The 13744-nt window shown below is 63.4% G+C and carries 12 protein-coding genes; 5 read left to right on the top strand and 7 right to left on the bottom strand.

Annotation, left to right across the window (positions count from 1 at the left end; translation table 11 throughout):
• Positions 1-20: 20 nt before the first annotated feature.
• Together acpS and J3L12_RS08525 are read left to right on the top strand one after the other, a co-directional pair.
• The gene (acpS, locus tag J3L12_RS08530) at positions 21-392 is read left to right on the top strand and encodes a holo-ACP synthase (protein WP_208014629.1); all 372 of its coding nucleotides are present in this window, start codon (positions 21-23) and stop codon (positions 390-392) included.
• Positions 389-1231, top strand: a complete 843-nt coding sequence (locus tag J3L12_RS08525) for an SDR family oxidoreductase (RefSeq protein WP_208014628.1) — start codon at positions 389-391, stop codon at positions 1229-1231. Before acpS ends, J3L12_RS08525 begins: the two co-directional genes overlap by 4 nt.
• 3 nt (positions 1232-1234) lie before the next feature.
• Here J3L12_RS08525 and J3L12_RS08520 read toward each other — a convergent pair whose 3' ends face one another.
• From J3L12_RS08520 to J3L12_RS08490, 7 genes are all read right to left on the bottom strand, one after another.
• A complete protein-coding gene (locus J3L12_RS08520) occupies positions 1235-1978 on the bottom strand; it encodes an alpha/beta hydrolase (protein ID WP_208014627.1) in 744 nt (247 codons plus the stop codon).
• Between the two features lie 60 nt (positions 1979-2038).
• The gene (locus tag J3L12_RS08515) at positions 2039-2608 is read right to left on the bottom strand and encodes a GNAT family protein (protein ID WP_208014626.1); all 570 of its coding nucleotides are present in this window, start codon (positions 2606-2608) and stop codon (positions 2039-2041) included.
• Between the two features lie 172 nt (positions 2609-2780).
• Complete coding sequence (locus tag J3L12_RS08510; RefSeq protein WP_208014625.1) at positions 2781-6134, bottom strand: efflux RND transporter permease subunit; 3354 nt, start codon at positions 6132-6134, stop codon at positions 2781-2783.
• A gap of 208 nt (positions 6135-6342) precedes the next feature.
• Positions 6343-7566 carry an efflux RND transporter periplasmic adaptor subunit gene (locus tag J3L12_RS08505; RefSeq protein WP_347708870.1) on the bottom strand — a complete coding sequence of 408 codons (1224 nt, stop codon included), beginning with the start codon at positions 7564-7566 and terminating at the stop codon, positions 6343-6345.
• The gene (locus J3L12_RS08500) at positions 7566-8555 is read right to left on the bottom strand and encodes a TolC family protein (RefSeq protein ID WP_208014624.1); all 990 of its coding nucleotides are present in this window, start codon (positions 8553-8555) and stop codon (positions 7566-7568) included. The genes J3L12_RS08505 and J3L12_RS08500 overlap by 1 nt, the downstream gene beginning before the upstream one ends.
• Positions 8552-9844, bottom strand: coding sequence for a TolC family protein (locus tag J3L12_RS08495; protein ID WP_347708869.1), 1293 nt, complete (start codon positions 9842-9844; stop codon positions 8552-8554). Before J3L12_RS08495 ends, J3L12_RS08500 begins: the two co-directional genes overlap by 4 nt.
• Before the next feature lie 50 nt (positions 9845-9894).
• Positions 9895-10365 (bottom strand): MarR family transcriptional regulator, encoded by a 471-nt coding sequence (locus J3L12_RS08490; RefSeq protein WP_208014622.1) that lies wholly within the window; start codon positions 10363-10365, stop codon positions 9895-9897.
• A gap of 427 nt (positions 10366-10792) precedes the next feature.
• On the opposite strand from J3L12_RS08490, the gene J3L12_RS08485 reads away from it, so the two are divergent.
• The 3 genes from J3L12_RS08485 to lysS all read left to right on the top strand — a co-directional run bounded on the left by J3L12_RS08485 (position 10793) and on the right by lysS (position 13416).
• The gene (locus tag J3L12_RS08485) at positions 10793-11158 is read left to right on the top strand and encodes a hypothetical protein (protein WP_208014621.1); all 366 of its coding nucleotides are present in this window, start codon (positions 10793-10795) and stop codon (positions 11156-11158) included.
• Positions 11159-11315: 157 nt separating this feature from the next.
• The gene (locus J3L12_RS08480; protein ID WP_208014620.1) at positions 11316-11789 is read left to right on the top strand and encodes a GreA/GreB family elongation factor; all 474 of its coding nucleotides are present in this window, start codon (positions 11316-11318) and stop codon (positions 11787-11789) included.
• A gap of 118 nt (positions 11790-11907) precedes the next feature.
• Complete coding sequence (gene lysS, locus J3L12_RS08475; protein ID WP_208014619.1) at positions 11908-13416, top strand: lysine--tRNA ligase; 1509 nt, start codon at positions 11908-11910, stop codon at positions 13414-13416.
• The last annotated feature ends 328 nt before the right edge of the window (positions 13417-13744 follow it).

Genomic DNA, 13744 nt, shown 5'->3' with positions numbered 1-13744 from the left:
AGCGCTTACAATGCTAACCGATGTCCATCGTGGCTATTGGCACCGACATTGTAGAGCTAGAGCGGCTGCGCCGGGTCTGGGAGCGGCATCCCGAGCGGTTTTTAGAGCGCCACTTCGCCCCTCCCGAAATCGCCTACTGTCTGGCCAAGGCCGACCCGGTTCCTTCGCTGGCGGTTCGCTTTGCGGCCAAGGAAGCCTTTCAGAAGTGCTGGCCGGAGTCTTTTGGCTGGCTCGAGGTCTGGGTGGAGATGGAGGGAAAAAGACCCGCCTTGCGCTTTGCCCCCGGCCTCCTGGCCCAACTGCAAGGGGGCTCCCTCAGGGCGCACCTCTCGCTTTCGCACGAGAAGCACTACGCCCTGGCCGTGGTGGTGCTGGAAAGGGTGGAAAGGTGAAAACCGTGCTGATTACCGGCGCCTCGACCGGCATCGGGGAGGCCTGTGCGCTGTGGCTGCAAGACCGGGGCTACCGGGTTTTTGCCGGGGTGCGCAAAAATACCGATGCCGAAGCCCTGCAGCAAAAGTCAAAAGGCCACCTGACGCCGGTTCTGCTGGACGTGGCAGACGAAGCCTCTATTCGCAAGGCGGTTCAGTTTGTCCTCACCCAAACACCAAAGCTCGAGGGTTTGGTGAACAATGCCGGGATTGCGGTGGCGGGGCCGCTCGAGTTTGTGCCCTTGCAGGAGCTCAGGCGGGTGCTCGAGGTCAACGTGGTTGGACAGGTGGCCGTCACCCAGGCCTTTTTGCCCCTGCTGCGGGAGGCCAGAGGGCGGATAGTCCTGATGAGCTCCATCAGCGGGCGGGTAGCGGCGCCCCTGATGGGGCCGTATGCGGCCTCGAAGTTTGCCCTCGAGGCCATTGGCGATGCCCTCAGGCGGGAGCTGGCACCCTGGGGTATCGAAGTGTCCATCATCGAGCCCGGCAATATCCAGACGCCCATCTGGCGCAAGGGGATTGCCTGGGGCGAGGCACTCAAAGAGCAGCTTTCCCCTGATGCCACCCAGCTCTACGGTGGTGCTATTGACGGCATCCTGCGCTATATCCGGGGCCAGGACGGCAGAGGCCTGCACCCCAACGAAGTGGCTAAGGTTGTGGAGCAAGCCCTGGTCTCGGCCCGCCCCAAAACCCGCTATGTGGTGGGGCGGGATGCCAGAGTCGGGGCCCTTCTGGCGCGTATGTTACCCGACCGCTGGGTGGACCGTTTCATCGCCGGGCGCCGGTTTGGAAAGTCATAGCCATTAAGGCTTGACCAGCGTTTGATCCAGAAACGCCAAGGTTCTGCGAGCAATCTCGTCCCAGCCCGCCTTAGGGGTGATGCTGGCAGGGTTATCGCCGCGCTGGGGGCCGTACGAACCAAACCCCGCGTGATTGAGGCCCGGAATGGTTTGTTTGAGGGTGTTCTGCGGAAATTTACTCTGGCTGGCCTCGAGCTGCTCTTGCCGAATGACCCCATCTTTTTCGCCAAACAGGGCCAAAGTGGGCAGGGTTTTGCTCGAGAGATCGTTCTGGGGATAGGCGGCCCACATCACCAGGGCTTTTACGCTGGGGTTGCTGTCGGCGAAGTTGGAGGCCACCACCCCCCCCAGGCTATGACCCCCCACCGCCCAGGGCAGGTCGGGCGCCTCGGCGATGGCCTGGCGGGCCTTGCCTTGCTCGGTGACGGCCAGGTTAAAGCGCACCTGGAGCAGCGCCACCCGGTACCCCCCCTGGGCAATCCGGCGCATCACGGGGGCATAGGCCTGGGGCTCTACCAGACCCCCCGGATAGAAGGCCAGCCCGCCCCTAACAGGCCCTGGCGGCAGGAAGATCCAGCCGTAGGGGGTGGCGCGAACCTGCACCTGGGCATCGGTTTGCAGGGCCGCCTGGGCAGCCTGGTTTGCCGGATAGGGCTTGAGGGCCTGCCGGGTGTACCAGACCATGGCCCCGGCAAAAAGCAGCAGACCTCCAAAGAAAACCAGCCAGAAAACGCGGTATTTGCTCATACTTTTGACCTGCTGTTGGGTGACTTACCAGGTGACTTGGAGGTAACTTGGTATTTGTATTCAAGAGAACTCGACCAGCGAAGCCTGAAACGCAAACCAATCCTGGAGGGTCATGCCGTAAACCACCAGGTCTTGTACCTCCTGGCGCACGATGAAGGCTTGCCGCAAAACCCCCTCGGGCTTGAATCCCAGCCGTTCAGGCACGGCTCTACTACGCGGGTTGTGGCTCGCCACCTGGATTTCCACTCTGCCAAGCCCTAGTTCGGTAAAGGCGTGGGCCAGCAGCGCACGTATAGACCTGTAGATCAGCCCTTTGCCCTGGAACGATTCGCCGAGCCAGTAGCCGATCTGGGCCTTTCGATGGTGCAGTCTGATCTCGTAAAGGCCGACCATACCCGCAAGTTCGCTTTGGTGCCAGACGGTGAGTGGCAGCTCTGTACCCTTTGAGAAAGCCTCCAGTGAGTCGCGAATGTAGTAGTAAAGCGAATTCACAGTGTTGTATTCATCAATCCAGGGTAGCCAGCGGCCAAGGTGTTCACGGTTTTGCATGATCAGGTTGTAAAGGGCCTCGGCATGTTGATACTGGAGCAGGCGCAACTCGCTCTCTTCGCCAATCAGATGGTAGAGCATGTTGCCTATCGTAATACCTGGGCTTAAGGTCAATCAAACTACCATTGTGGTGGTTGCTGTTGTGGTTGCTAGGTGGTTTTCAAATGATGTCCGAATCTGTGGATCTGGAGTTCAGAATCCGGTTTGGCCACATGCTTTTTGAGAGCGCTAATCGTCCCGAGGCAAAGCGTACTCAATCCCCCACCGCTGGCGCGGCGCCCTGCAAGCTGGTGCGCTCCTGGCGCATCTTCTCGTAGCGTTTGCGCTCAAACAGGTAGAACGCAGCCGGCACCACAAACAGCGTCAGCAGCATGGAAACCGAGACTCCGCCCAGGATGATGATGCCCAGGGGCTTGCGGAACTCCGAGCCCTCGCCAGCCGCGGCTATGAGGGGTATGGAGATCATCAGCACCGTCAGGGTGGTCATCAGGATGGGGCGCAGACGCAGCCGGGCCGCCTCTACCAGGGCATCGTAGAGGGGCTTTTCGCGGGCCTCGCGCACCGCAAAGTCCAGTAGCAGGATGGCGTTTTTGGTGACCAGTCCAATCAGAATGACCACGCCCAGCACCGAGACCACGTCGAGGCCGCTTCTGAAGAAGTAGAGGAACCAGAAGGCCCCCACCAGCGCGAGCGGCACGGGCAGGAGCAGGTAGAGCGGGTAGCGGAAGGTGTTGAACTGGCTCGAGATCACCAGAAAGTTGAGCAGCAGGGCCAGCCCGAAGGCAATGGGGGCGCTGCGGGCCAGGTCGCCCACAAAGGCGGTGGAGCCCTGGGTCTCGAGGCGCACCCCATCGGTAAAGACCCCGGCCTTTTCCAGCTCCTGGCGCACCAGGTTGGAAAGCTGGAAGGTGCCGATCTCGGTGCCGGGCGCACGATTGGCGTTGATGCCGGTAGAGAAAGCCTGGTTGGTACGCGAAAGCTGCGCGGGGGTCTGGCGGTTTTCGAACTGCCCTAAGCTCCCCAGGGGCAGGGCGCTGCGCAGGGCCGGGGCGGTGACCGGCAGCGAGAGCAGGCTGGTCTGGTCGGGTACGAAGCGCGGGTCGGCCCTGACCACGATGGGAATATCGTCGCCGCCGGAGCGCAGGTTGCCGGCCTCGGTGCCGGCGTTGTAGATGCGCAGGGTCTGGGCGAGGTCGTTGGGGGTCAGGCCGGTGCCCTGGAGCTTGTTGGGGTTGGGCACCAGTACCCGCTCACTGGCGGTCTCCTCGAGGCTGCTGCGCACATCAATGAGGTAGGGGAGCTGCCGCATGACCTGGAGGGCCTGGCGGTTCTTTTCGGCCAGCAGCGTGGGGCTGGGGGCGGTCAGGGTGTACTGCAGGTCGGCAGCCCCACCCGGCCCCCCTTCCGGCACGGTCACCCGCAGGTCGGCCTCGGGGCGGTCGGCCAGGAGCTTCTCCAGGGCCTCGCGGTAGGTGGGCAGCAGGTCGTAGACGTTCTCGCGCTCGTCCTTGGGCACCAGCTCAATCACCAGGCGGGCCCGTTCGGGGTTGCCCGCGCCCAGGATGTTTTGTGAGCTGCCCACGGTGTTGAGTACTGCCCGAACCTCGGGCCGGGTCGCCAGCCAGCCCTCGAGCCGCCTTGTAAGGGCATCGGTCTCGCTGAGGGCGGTGCCTTTGGGCAGCACCAGATCCACGTTCATCTGGCCGTTGTCGTTTTTGGCGGTAAAGTTGAAAGGAATTTTGGGGCCCACATAGCCAATGCTCAGGAAGAAGCCCAGGCCCAGCAAGAGCACCAGACCGCTTCGCTTCAGGGCGGCGGCCAGGCTGCGGGCATACAGCTCGCGCAGCCCCAGGAATACCCGCTCCGAAACCCCGTGCAGGCTGCCGGTAATGGCCCCGGCCAGCCCGAAAATCACCGAGAACAGCCAGCGCAAGGGGGCCAGGAGCAGGGTGATGGGCGTAATCAGCACATTGAACAGGCGGCGCTCCCAGCTCAGGCCCGGCTGCCGGTAGACATGCAACCGCAGCCCCCAGCGCAGATCCTGGCCCAGACCCAAAAAGCGGGCCCCCAGTTGCCGCCAGGTGGGGGGCTCGGGGTCGGGGAAGTAAGCCAGGCGCACGGTCAGGAAGAACAGGGCCTCGAGCCAGCTCACCGCAATGGCCGCGGCCAGCACGATGCCAAACTGCCGGAAAAACTCCCCGATGATGCCCGGCAAAAAGCTAATCGGCAAGAACACCGCCAAAAGCGAGAGGGTGGCCGCCGAAACCGCCGAGAGTACCTCGGTAGAGCCCTTCAGCACCGCTTGCAGGTTGTCGTAGCCCATCTTGCGGTAACGCTCGATGTTCTCGGCCAGCACGATGGAGTCGTCTACCACGATGCCGACCGCCACGATGATGGCCAGCAGGCTGATGACGTTGAAGGTAAAGCCCAGCAAGCCAAACACAATCAAAGCGCCCGACATGGTGATGGGAATGGCCAGCACCACGCTAAAAACCGAGTTGAGCTTGCCCAGAAAGATCAGGGTGATGAAGGAGACGATCAGGGCGACCAGCAGCACCTCGCGGAAGGTGTCGTTGACGGTGTTCTCGATAAAGGTGGTGGTGTCGCCCACGATGCGGGCCTGGTAGCCCTGGGGCAGGCGGGCTTCCTGGAGGGTGCGCTTGATGCCCTGGGCCACCGCTACGGCGTTGGAGTCGGGGGTTTTGCGGATGGCCAGGGGAATTACCGGCTGGCCGTTGAGCCGGGTCAGGCGGGTGGGCTCGGCCTGGGTGTCGCGCACCACGCCGAGGTCGCGCACCTCGAGGCCCCGTGCAGGGTCTACCAGGATGCGCCCCACCTCTTCCGGGGTGGTGGGGGTGTTGCGCAGGGTGAACAGCAGGCGCTGCCCCTGGTTGCTCTGGGTGCCAGCAGGCACCGCCAGCGCCGAGGTCTGGATGGCCCCCACCACCTGGGCTGGGGAGAGGTTGTAGGCGGCCACCTTGTAGGGGTCGAGCAAGACCTGAATCTGCCGGTCGGGGGCGCCTTGTACCTGCACATCGGCCACCCCGCCCACCAGCTGCAGCCGGGGCTTGAGCACATCGTTGGCGTACTTGGCCACCTCGCGCAGGTCGCGCCCCTCGGCGGACAGCGCGATGAACAGGATGGGCGCTGCCGCGGGGTCGAAGCGTTGCACCACCGGGGCCTGGGCCTCGCGCGGCAACTGGCCTCGCACCGCCGCCACCCGCTGGGAGACATCGGTGGCCACGCGGTTGATGTCCTGCCCAAACTCGAACGAAACAATCACCTGGGAGAAGCCCTCCCCCGAAAGCGAGGCGATCTGGTCGAGGCCGGAAAGGGTCGAGACCGCATCCTCGATGGGGCGGCTTATCTGCTGCTCGACCTCCTCGGGCCCGGCGCCGGGGTAGGCGGTCGTGACCGCCACCACCGGAATTTCGAAGCGCGGCAGCAGGTCTACCCCCACCCGGCTACCCGAGATGAGGCCGAAGAGCACCATGGCCAGGAATACCGCGGTGGAGAACACGAAGCGCTTGACAAAGAACGCAATGAGTGGGTTCTCCGGTTTATCGCCGGTCTGGGGCGCTGGGTTTTTGCGTTCTTCCTGGCTCATACCGGCCCCCCCTCCTGCTGCGCTGATACCAGCCCAACCTGAATGGTTATTTTCGAGGGGCGTTCCATATGCCCCTCATCCGACAACACCCCCGATCCAGCCAATGGCTTCGCCGCAATGGAGCGCAAAGGCATCGGTGGGGTGTCGCTACCTTCTCCTACAAGGAGAGAAGGCACGGGGTTCACAAAGATTTGGGCCTGGCGAACCCTCACTGCACCACCTCCACGGTATCGCCGTCGGAGAGGCTCGAGGGCACCGGAAACACCACCGGCTGGCCGGAGAGCCCTTCCACGGCCACACGGGTGCCGGTGTCGCCCAGCACCCGCACCGGCGTCCGCACGGCTTTGCCGTCCTGTACCACGAACACGAAGGTATTACGCCCTTCGGTGCGTAAAGCCCCTGCCGGCAGCAGTCGGCCCTGGGCCAGGCGCAGGGTGTAACGCACCTGGGCGCTGGCGCCGGGGGGCAGGCTGCCCCCGACCTCGGCCACCAGCTCCACCAGCCGGTCGGTGCCCGGCACCTTGCTGCTCTTGCTGAGGGTAGCGGGGTAGGTCTGGCCGCCAAAAATCAGGTTGACCTGGCTGCCTAAGGGCAGGGCGGCGGCTTCCTCGGGCGGCAGGCGGAAGCTGGCCTCGAGCCGGCTGGTATCGGCCAGCCTAAAAGCCCGCTGCCCCGCCGAAACGAACTCGCCGGGGTTTACGAAGGTTTCGGCCACCACACCTGCAAAGGGGGCCTTGACCTCGGTATCGGCCACGGCCCGCCGGGCCTGAGCTAGCTGGTTCTGGGCTTGCTGCACCTGGAGGCGCAGCAGGGCCAGGTCTTCGCTGGAGGCGCGCTGGGCGCGGGCCAGGTTCTCGCGGGCGTTGTCGGCGGCGGCTTTGGCCTGGTTGTAAGCCGCCTCGAGGCCGGTCAGCTCGACCTGAGCAATGGCCCCGGCGGCGAAAAGCTGCTTGCCCTCGCGGTAGCGCCGCTCGGCCACCTGTAGGTTGGCCAGGGCCGACTCGAGGCTGGACTGCAACGGCGCGAGGGAGCCCGAGGTGGAGCGCTGGGCCCGCTCGAGGTTCACCCTGGCTTGCTCGAGGGCCAGTTCGGCGTTTCGCAGGGCCGACTGAGCGTTGACGGGGTCGAGCCGCAAAACCACCTGCCCCGCTGCCACCCGGCTACCCTCCCGTACCAGCACTTCCAGTACCTTGCCCGAGGCGGTAGCCCCCACCTGGCTTTCGCGAGCAGGGGAGAGGGTGGCCCCGGTGGTGCGGGTGGTGGTGAGGGTGCCGGTTTCGGGCGTTACAACCCGCACCTTGATGCTGCGCGAAACCGCGCCTTCAGCGGCTTGCGGGGCCTCGCTCTGTGCCCGCCGAGGGCCACAGCCCACCAGCAACAGGCCCACCAACCCCAGCGCAAGCCCGCCTCGGAGGAAAGTCTGGCCCAACACTAGCGACCTCCTGCCAGCAGGCTGTAGTACGCGCGGTAGTAGTTGCCCAGGGCCTGCTGGGCCGCAAGCTCGGCCTGAATGAAGGAAAGCTCGGCCTGCAGGTAGGCTACCTGGCTAATCAGACCGGCCTCGAGCCGCTTTTTCTCGTTGGCCAGGGTCTCGCGGGCATTGGCCAGGGCGGCCTGCTGGACGCCCAGGGCCCGCTGGGCGGCCTGGAGGTTCTGGTAGAGCGAGTCGTACTGCAAGCCCAGACCCCGCTCGAGTTCCCGCGCACCCGCCACGGCTTGCTCGGCTCGAGCCTTCGCGGCGTCAATCTCGGCCCGGGCCGCATAGCTGGGGTCGAGCAGTTCGACCTGCAGGCTGGCCAGCTCGGCCCGCTGGCGGGCCTGTAGCACGTCCGGGTTCTTGCCCAGTAGCTCCCGAATCAGGCTGGCCTCGGGCATGGCAGGTGGGTTCGGTAAGGGGGCCACGTTTGCAAAAGGCCCCACCAGGCTCCGCAGCGAGGTCTGGGCCAGGGCCAGGCCGTTTTCGGCCCGGGTGGCGTTGCTGCGGGCGTCATCCAGGCGGTTCTGGGCGTTGCGAACATCCAGGGCCGTGCCGGAGCCGTTGCGCTGGCGAATCTGGGCAATTTCCAGGCCCCGCGTGGCAACCTCCAGGGCCTTCTGGGCCAGGCGCACCTGAATCTGGGCCTCGAGCAGCTGGGTGTAGGCCCCCACAATGCTGCTCTGGGCCTGCACCACGGCCCGGTCGTAGCTGGCCTGTGCGAGCGCAGAGCGCTGCTCGGCCTGCACCTTGCTGGGGCGGGTCAGGAGGGGGTCGGAAAGCACCCTTTGCAGATTGGCCCTGGCATCGTCGAGTTCGACTTTGGCTGCAACTACCGGGGCTTGCTCCAGCGCCTTGGCCAGGGCAGTTTCCAGGCTCAGGTTCTGGGCCTGGGCCAATGTGAGCGTGGTCAGGAGGGTCAAAAGGGTGGGGATGGCCAGTTTCATCGGTTCACCTCGCTGAGGGGTAGGGCAAAAAAGCGGTACAGATCTAAAATTCGCTGGATGCGGTTGAGTTCGGCTTGCTCCACGCCCAGGCGGGCCTGGGCCAGGGCCAGTTCGGCTTGCAGGGTGGCGAGGGGGCTCGCAAGCCCCAGCCGTTCGCGCTCGCGGGCTTCGTTCAGGCTGCGCTCGGCGTCGGAGCGCACCTGCTGGGCGTTGGTCAGGTTTTGCTCGGCGGTCTGCAGGGAAGAGCGCAGCAAATCCTCTTGCAACTTGCTGCTGCGCCGGGCGGCCTCCACGGCCTGACGGGCTGCGTCCACCTGCTTCTGGGCAGCCTCGAGGGCATCCAGCACCCCGAAGGCGATGTTGGCCGAAAGGCCGATTTGCAGCGTGCCGTTGATGCGATCCTGAGGGGCACTGCGGCCCTGGGAGGTGTTGGTGTAGCTGAGGCTCGGTTGCAGGGTGCGGGAGTTGATGGACAGGGTGAGCGAGTCGTTGTCGGAGGTGTTGCGGGTGTAGCTACCCTGCACCACCGGCAGCACCCCCCGCACCGCCCGGTCGTAGGCGATCTGGGCGTTAGCCAGTTGGAGTTCGGCCTGCCGCACCTGGGGCGGGGTGCCCTCGGTGGGCACGGCCAGCCGGGGTGGGGTGGCGCTGCTGGGCCCGATCAGGTCGGCCAGGCTCTGCCGGGCCAGGGCCAGGTTGCGCTCGGCGTCGGTTTGCTGGATGGCCGCCTGGCGCAGGCTGGCCTCGGCCTGGCGCACCTCGCTGGGGCTGGCCGCTCCCCGGCTTTCGCGCAGCCGGGTGGCCTCGAGGTTGGCCTGGGCCAGCCGCACCCCCAGCCGTGCCACTTCCAGCCCCGACTCGGCCAACCGCACCCGCCAGAAAGCCTCCACCGCCTGGGCCTCGAGCTGGGTGCGGGCCTGCCGCACCCCCAGTGCAGCCTGTTCCACCCCCAGCGCCGCCTGACCGACCGCATCGGCAACATCGCCGAAGGGAAAGGGCGTAAAGGTCAGGCCCAGGGTGATCTGCCGGGCCTCGCCGGGCAGGCTAGCGCACTGCGGGTTGAGCGGATTGGGGCAGGTAGGAGGGCCGGGGGGCGGGGACACCTCAAAAAACGAAAACCCCCCCTGGGCTTGCACACTGACCGGGCTCTGGGTGGCCCGCAACTGGGCCTGGGCCGCCTCCAGCCCCAACCGGGCCTGCAACAGCGAGGGATGGTTCTCCAGGGGTGCAAAGAACCCCTGCGCCAGCCCGGCGTTGAAGGTACCAGCGATCAGCAGGGCCAGCGCCACATGTCTGCCGTTTGGCCCCAGAACCCTATCTCCTAATCCTGGAGGCCTGTTCATGGCTCCACCGACCTTTCTGGGGACTGCACGTCTTTGTCGGGGGCAGGCTCGGTGAGCTTGCGATAGCTCCGGGTTAGCATAGTAATTTCCTCTGGGCTGAGCCGGGCGAAGCGTTCACGCGAAACTTCCCTCCAGTTTTTGCGCATCTGCACCAGAAAATCCTTACCGGCCTCGGTCAGCACAATACGCACCTTGCGCTTGTCGCTGGCATCGAGCTGGCGGTGCACCAGACCCCGCTCCTCGAGGCTCGCCAGAAGCTGCGAGACCCCAGGCGGCGAGGCGTCCATCACGAAGGCCAGCCCCGAAGGCTGGTCAATGCCCTCCGAGATGCACATTAGCGCAAAGGCTTGCATGGGGGAGACCCCCAGACCCTCGAAAGCCCTCTGCTGATCGAGCCGCATCTGCCAGACTAGATGGGTGGACAGCTGCCATAGCTCGTCTAACGTTTCGTCCAATGCAAACTTCATACGCATGAAATATTAGGCTGACTAACAGGTTGGGAAAGAAGGTCTCGCTACAGTTTTCACAAAAAGCGGATGGCCTATAGCAGATAGCAAAAACAGAAGCTTAGAGCCGAAAGCTGAAGGCCCAAAGTCAAAGGCTATAAGCCACAAGCCACTGGCTACACGTCACCTGCCAGGTGAGGGTGCGTCCCAAAATCAACCAATGAACCCAGACGGTCAATCCCCCTTGGGGTGCTGCACAAAGCTCTATCCAAGCCCCCGTAGGGGTACTCGGTCTGCGCCGGAAGGTCAGTGCCGCTATGGTGATCGGCATCCAGAGGGGTTTCACGGCGAGTTGGGGTTGTTGAGGCTGGTTGAAACAGGGACACACCCCCTGCCAGGTGACAAGCCTTGGACGCTCTCTGTGAGGGCGTGGTAAGCTACTCTCAACATGGGGGAAAAAGTTTTTGAAGAGCGGGAACTGATCTTAGAGCTGTTCCCTGGAACTTCCCCGGAGCTCTTGCCTCCGGGGGAAGTGCTTTATTACCGGGATAGCGAAGGGCGGGTACACATCGAAGAAAGCCCGCTCCATCTGGTGCTGGAACCCCTCGAGCGCTCCAACAGCACCACACCCATCATCTGCGAGGCTTGCTTGCGGCATGTCTCCCGCACGGCGGCGCAGTTCTTCCGCTTTGGGGTGGGGGAAAACCAGCGGCACTTTCGCTATGTGGCCCTGTGCCGCGACACCGAAAGCTGCTCGGGGGCGTCCAGGCCGGGGCGTTTGAGAGAAATCCTCTTAAGGGGTATACTGCCCTGAGCAGGTGGGTTAAAACCAGGCTCGGCAGAAGGTGCGCCGGGCCTCTTCCTTGACTCAGGAAGGCCATCTCATATAAATCTCAGAACGATGGCGCAGCATCGTTAGCGATTAGCGCAACACACTATGCGCCGCAGATACTCAGGTTTCAGGAGGCCGGATGGCACGCGAAGTTAAACTAACCAAATCGGGATATGAACGTCTGGTGGCCGAGCTCGAGCAAGAACGGGCCCGCTTGCAGGATGCCACCCGTATATTGCAGGAACTTATGGAGTCCTCGGACGACTACGACGACTCCGGTCTGGAGGACGCCAAGCGCGAAAAAGCCCGCATCGAGGCCCGCATAGACTCCCTGACCGACACCCTCTCCCGCGCCGAAATCATGGAGGAAGAGGGCAACAAGGTGAGCGTGGTCAGCCTGGGGGCCATAGTGAGCCTGAAGTCCAAGGAAGGCGATCACATGGAGGTGCAGGTGGTGGCCCCGGCGGAAGCCAGCGTCCTCGAGCGCCCCATGAAAATCTCCGACGAGAGCCCCCTGGGCAAGGCCCTGCTGGGTCAGAAGGTGGGGGCCAAGGTGATGCTCGAGACCCCCAAGGGCAAAAAAGAGTTCAAGGTAGAGACCATCAAGCACTAGCTGCCCCACCCCCCAAACGCCCGAGGCCAGCCGCCGAAGGCGTTTTTTGCTATGCGACGCCCTCAACCCTCGACAATCTTCGGCCCTGGGGCCTAGACTCTATACGCTGGATGGACTTATGCCTGAATACAGTGAACAGACCCAACAACGCCTGGCCAACCGTGAGGCCCTGGTCGAGGCCGGGTTCGAGCGCTTCCCCTACCGCTTCCCCAAAACCCACGACGCCGCCCAGATTTTAGCCGCCCACGCCGGAGCCGGGCCCCAGGAAGAGTGGCCCGACGAGACCGTGCGGGTGGCGGGCCGCCTGATGACCTTCCGGCACATGGGCAAGGCCAGCTTTGCCCATCTGCAAGACCAGAGCGGACGCATTCAGCTTTACCTGGCCCGCGACCTGACCGAGCACTACGACCTGATCAAAAAACTGGATATTGGCGACATTGTGGGCATTGAGGGCACGGTCTTCACCACCAAGACCGGCGAGATCACGGTCAAGGTCAAAAAGTTTACCCCCCTGGTCAAGTCGCTGCACCCCCTGCCCGACAAGTGGCACGGCATCCGCGATGTCGAAACCCGCTACCGCCAGCGCTACCTCGACCTGATCCAGAACCCCGAGGTGCGCGAGGTGTTTCGCATCCGCAGCCGCATGGTGCGCTACATCCGCAACTACTTCGACCAGCAGGGCTTTCTGGAAGTTGAAGGCCCCACCCTTCAGGCCATTGCGGGGGGCACCGAGGCCAAGCCCTTCAAAACCTTTCACAACGCCCTCGACCACGAGTTCAACCTGCGGATAGCCCTCGAGCTGCACCTAAAGCGGCTGCTGGTAGGCGGTTTTGAAAAGGTCTTCGAGATTGGCCGCAACTACCGCAACGAAGGCATCTCGGTCAAACACAACCCCGAGTTCACCATGCTGGAAGCCTACTGGGCCTACGCCGACTACCACGACATGATGGCCCTGATCGAAGACCTGCTCTCGGGGCTGGTGCAGCACCTGTTCGGCACCACCGAGGTGCCCTACGGCGAGCACCTGATTAACTTTGCCAAGCCCTTCCGCCGCATAGACTTTACCGCTACCCTCAAAGAAAAAGCGGGCCTGGACTTCGACCCCACCGACCTCGAGCGCCTGCGGGCCTGGGCTGATGTCCATCACCCCGAACTCCGCAGCGTACCCAGCTACAAGCTGCTGGACAAGCTGTTCGGGCACTACGTGGAGCCCACCCTGATCCAGCCCACCTACGTGCTGGACGTGCCCCTGGCCATAAGCCCCCTGGTCAAACGCCACCGCGACCCCAGCAAGCCCAACCTGACCGAACGGGCCGATTTGTTTGTGGCCGGTTTTGAGATTTCGCCCATCTACTCCGAGCTAAACGACGCCCTCGACCAGCGCGCCCGCTTCGAAGAGCAGGCCAAACGCCGCGAGGCCGGCGACGACGAGGAGCCCGAAATTGACGAAGACTTTTTGCTGGCCCTCGAGTACGGCATGCCCCCCGCCGCCGGGATGGGCCTGGGCATAGACCGGCTGGCCATGGTGCTTACCAACCAGGAGAGCATCCGCGATGTAATCCTGTTCCCGCTCCTGAAGCCGCGCAAAGAAGCGGAAAAACCCGACGAAAGTACGGAAGAAGATTAGAATTGAAGAGCCTCCAAACTCAGCACGAGTTCGGGCTCTGGCTTTGCAACCTGAAATCAAAAGGCATCTCTCTGCGCTCGGTCGCAGGAGAGTCGCGTGCGGTATTGGGAGTCCGAGCCCACCGCAGTTGTCAAAAGCATTTTACAAGATTTTTTATCAACCTTGCTATATCTTAATGGAAAAAAGGCTGATTTAAACGCTTGATAGAATGCAATTGTAGAAGCAATGGAAAAAGGTAAGAAATCGCGAAAAATTATAAGTGATCCTAAACAGCTTCTAGATCACTTTGTTTCCCATGAACAAGCTTCCGAGTACCTTGATGGTGTTT

It is taken from the genome of Meiothermus sp. CFH 77666, assembly GCF_017497985.1.
Lineage (GTDB): Bacteria > Deinococcota > Deinococci > Deinococcales > Thermaceae > Meiothermus.
Note: the sequence above shows the minus strand (reverse complement) of the source record. Positions and strands in the feature narration are given on the sequence as shown.

Coding starts and splice junctions, on each gene's coding strand:
- J3L12_RS08500 (WP_208014624.1), bottom strand. CDS start 8,555: ATGAAACTGGCCATCCCCACCCTTTTGACCCTCCTGACCACGCTCACA.
- acpS (WP_208014629.1), top strand. CDS start 21: ATGTCCATCGTGGCTATTGGCACCGACATTGTAGAGCTAGAGCGGCTG.
- J3L12_RS08520 (WP_208014627.1), bottom strand. CDS start 1,978: ATGAGCAAATACCGCGTTTTCTGGCTGGTTTTCTTTGGAGGTCTGCTG.
- J3L12_RS08515 (WP_208014626.1), bottom strand. CDS start 2,608: ATGCTCTACCATCTGATTGGCGAAGAGAGCGAGTTGCGCCTGCTCCAG.
- J3L12_RS08510 (WP_208014625.1), bottom strand. CDS start 6,134: ATGAGCCAGGAAGAACGCAAAAACCCAGCGCCCCAGACCGGCGATAAA.
- J3L12_RS08485 (WP_208014621.1), top strand. CDS start 10,793: ATGGGGGAAAAAGTTTTTGAAGAGCGGGAACTGATCTTAGAGCTGTTC.
- J3L12_RS08490 (WP_208014622.1), bottom strand. CDS start 10,365: ATGAAGTTTGCATTGGACGAAACGTTAGACGAGCTATGGCAGCTGTCC.
- lysS (WP_208014619.1), top strand. CDS start 11,908: ATGCCTGAATACAGTGAACAGACCCAACAACGCCTGGCCAACCGTGAG.
- J3L12_RS08480 (WP_208014620.1), top strand. CDS start 11,316: ATGGCACGCGAAGTTAAACTAACCAAATCGGGATATGAACGTCTGGTG.